This window comes from Pseudoduganella sp. RAF53_2, assembly GCF_052113985.1.
Classification (GTDB): Bacteria; Pseudomonadota; Gammaproteobacteria; order Burkholderiales; family Burkholderiaceae_D; genus Rugamonas.
This window is the reverse complement of the sequence record NZ_JBFRDW010000637.1, coordinates 1-3,485: the sequence shown is the minus strand read 5'-3', so window position 1 is coordinate 3,485 and position 3,485 is coordinate 1. Positions and strand designations below refer to the sequence as shown.

Here is a 3,485-nt window from a genome sequence, read left to right as displayed (position 1 = left end):
TCGTCGAACTGCATCACGATGTCGGAATTCAGCACGCGCTGGATCTGCATCGAGATTTCCGGCGACAGGAACAGCTTGTCACCATTGATGGGTGAGTTGAAGTGCACGCCCTCTTCCGTGATCTTGCGCATCTCGCCCAGCGAGAACACCTGGAAGCCGCCGGAGTCGGTCAGGATAGGCTTGTCCCAGCCCATGAAGCCATGCAGGCCGCCGAACTTCGACATCACGTCGTTGCCAGGACGCAGCCACAGGTGGAAGGTATTGCCCAAAATGATCTGCGCGCCGATTTCCTTCAGCTCCAGCGGCGACATCGCCTTCACCGAGCCATAGGTACCAACCGGCATGAAGATCGGCGTCTGCACTTCGCCGTGATTCAGCTTGACGGTGCCGCGGCGGGCGTGCGTCTTGCCGGTGGTGTCTTTCTTGATGAGTTTAAATTCCAGCATTTAACTATTCCTTTGGCACCGGCGCTCAGGCGCGGTTGTGCGTGGTCAGCAGCATGGCATCGCCGTAGCTGAAGAAGCGGTATTCATTGGCGATCGCGTGCTGGTAAGCGTGGCGGATCTCGGTAAAGCCGGCAAAGGCCGAAACGAGCATCAACAGTGTCGATTTCGGCAGGTGGAAGTTGGTAATCAGGCGCGTGACCGTCTTGAACTTGTAGCCCGGCGTGATGAACAGGGCCGTATCGGCGCTGCCTGCTACCAGCTCGCCGGATTGCGAAGCCGACTCCAGCGCGCGCAGCGAGGTCGTGCCCACGGCGATCACATCGCGGCCCACCGCTTTGGCTTCGCGCACGGCATCGACAGTCTCCTGGCCGATCGTGTACCACTCCGTGTGCATCTTGTGTTCGGACAGATTCTCGGTGCGCACAGGCTGGAAGGTGCCAGCGCCCACGTGCAGCGTGACATAGGCGAACTTCACACCCTTTTCTTTCAGGCGTGCCAGCAGTGCTTCGTCGAAGTGCAGGCCGGCGGTCGGCGCAGCGACAGCGCCCGGTACCTTGTTGAAGACGGTCTGGTAACGCGTTTCGTCCACTTCACCCGGCGCGTGCTCGATATAAGGCGGCAGCGGCAGGCGGCCGTATTGCTCGATCAGGTCGAACACGTCGGCATCGAAATGCAGGGTAAAGAACTCGCCCGCGCGCTCGCCGACGGTCACGTCGAACGCATCGGCCAGTCGGATCTTCACGCCGGGACCAGGCGACTTCGACGCGCGCAACTGGGCCAGCACGGTGCGCGTATCCAGCACGCGCTCCACCAGCGCCTCGACCTTGCCGCCGCTGTCCTTCACACCAAAGAAGCGCGCCTTCAGCACGCGCGTATTGTTCATCACGAGCAGGTCGCCGGCTTGCAGCTGGTCGATGATGTCGGTGAACTGGCGGTCGTGCAGATCCTTGCCATCTACATGCAGAAGGCGGGACGCGCTGCGGTCCGGAAGCGGAAATTGCGCAATACGCTCTGGCGGCAAGTTAAAATCGAAATCTGATAGCGAGTACATTACGGACTACGGAAACTGTTGGGCAACCCTCTATTTTACGCCATCTGCCCAAAAATCGCGCAAAAATGCCTGAAACGAAGCAAAAGAAGCCCGCCGCTGCAAAGAAACCCGCCGCCACCGCCGAGAGCAAGCTCGCCAAGCTTGGTCTGCGCTCGGATATGGATCTGGTGCTGCATCTGCCCATGCGCTATGAAGACGAGACGGAGGTCCTGACCATCCGCGAGGCGTGCCTGCGCGGCGGACAGGTGTCGCAGGTCGAGGGCGTGGTCACGAAAAACGAAATCGCCTACAAGCCGCGCCGCCAGCTGCTGGTGCACATCGTGGACGAGACGGGCGATATCCAGCTGCGCTTCATGAATTTCTACGGCAGCCAGGTCAAGCAACTGGCCGAGGGCACGCGCGTACGTGCACGCGGCGAGGTGCGGCATGGCTTCTTTGGCGCGGAGATGGTACACCCGGCGTACAAGGTGGTGAACGAAGGCGCGCCGCTGCCGACTTCCCTCACCCCCGTGTATCCATCGGGCGAAGGCTTGTCCCAGCTGGTACTGCGCCGCGCGATTGCCGATGCGATGAAGCGCATTGACTGGACCGACACGGTGCCGCATGAAATCCTGCTGCGCATGCGTCTTCACGCGTTCGAGCCTGCGGTGAAAGCCCTGCACTATCCGCCCGCAAGCGCCGATGAACACGCGCTGGCCGACCGCTCGCATCCGGCATGGACGCGCATGAAGTTCGACGAGCTGCTGGCGCAGCAGCTATCTCTGAAACGCGCCCAGCGTGCACGCCGCGCGAAAGGCGCGACGGCTCTGAAGAAAGTGGGCGAACTGTCGAAAGCCTTTGAAGCCTCCCTGCCGTTCAAGCTGACCGGCGCGCAGCAGCGCGTGTTGAAAGAAATCCGCGCCGATATCAAAGAACACTTCCCGATGCAGCGACTACTGCAGGGCGACGTCGGCAGCGGTAAGACGATTGTGGCCGCGCTGTCCGCTGCGCAAGCGATCGACAGCGGCTACCAGGCCGCGCTGATGGCGCCGACCGAAATCCTGGCCGACCAGCACTTCCGCAAGATTGCCGCGTGGCTGGAACCGCTAGGCGTCAACGTGGCGTGGCTGACGGGCAGCCTGAAGAAGAAGGAAAAGGAAGCCACGATAGCGCTGGTCGAATCGGGCGAAGCACAACTGGTGATCGGCACGCACGCCATCATTCAGGATACGGTGAACTTCCACAAACTCGGCCTCGTGATCGTGGACGAGCAGCACCGCTTCGGTGTCGGCCAGCGACTGACCCTGCGCAACAAGGGCAGCCGCGGTCTGGTGCCGCACCAGCTGATGATGTCCGCCACGCCGATCCCGCGCACGCTGGCGATGACCTACTACGCCGATCTTGAAGTCTCGGTGATCGACGAACTGCCGCCGGGCCGCACGCCTATCGTCACCGCCGTGGTGGACCAGAACCGCCGCGACGAAGTGATCGCCCGCGTACACGCCGCCGCGCTGGAAGGACGCCAGGCTTACTGGGTCTGCCCGCTAATCGAAGAATCCGAAGCGCTGCAACTGCAAACCGCCACCGAAACCTACGAAACCCTGTGCGAAGCCCTGCCCGACCTGCGCGTCGGCCTGGTACACGGCCGCCTGAAGCCGGCCGAAAAAGCCGAGGTGATGGACGCCTTCGCCGCTGGTGATGTGCACGTGCTGGTTGCCACCACCGTCATTGAAGTCGGCGTGGACGTGCCGAATTCCTCGTTGATGGTGATCGAACATGCCGAGCGTTTCGGCTTATCGCAGCTGCACCAGCTGCGTGGACGCGTCGGCCGCGGCTCGGCCGCATCGGTTTGCCTGCTGATGTATCAAAGCCCGCTAGGCCCCGTCGCCAAGCAGCGCCTGCAAACCATGCGCGAAACCACGGACGGTTTCGAAATCGCCCGCCGCGACCTCGAAATCCGCGGCCCCGGCGAATTCCTCGGCGCCCGCCAGTCCGGCCAGGCCATGCTG

The 3,485-nt window shown here is 62.3% G+C and carries 3 protein-coding genes; 1 reads left to right on the top strand and 2 read right to left on the bottom strand.

Translation table 11 applies throughout. From position 1 onward, the window contains the following. Both AB4Z11_RS26870 and queA read right to left on the bottom strand, forming a co-directional pair. On the bottom strand, positions 1-446 hold a 446-nt coding region (locus AB4Z11_RS26870; RefSeq protein WP_442028900.1), incomplete at its 3' end, for a tRNA-guanine transglycosylase. Positions 447-471: 25 nt separating this feature from the next. Next, positions 472-1,497, bottom strand: a complete 1,026-nt coding sequence (gene queA / locus AB4Z11_RS26865) for a tRNA preQ1(34) S-adenosylmethionine ribosyltransferase-isomerase QueA (RefSeq protein ID WP_442028899.1) — start codon at positions 1,495-1,497, stop codon at positions 472-474. Between the two features lie 65 nt (positions 1,498-1,562). On the opposite strand from queA, the gene recG reads away from it, so the two are divergent. After that, positions 1,563-3,485 (top strand): ATP-dependent DNA helicase RecG (recG, locus tag AB4Z11_RS26860; RefSeq protein ID WP_442028898.1); only part of this gene is annotated, 1,923 nt, incomplete at its 3' end.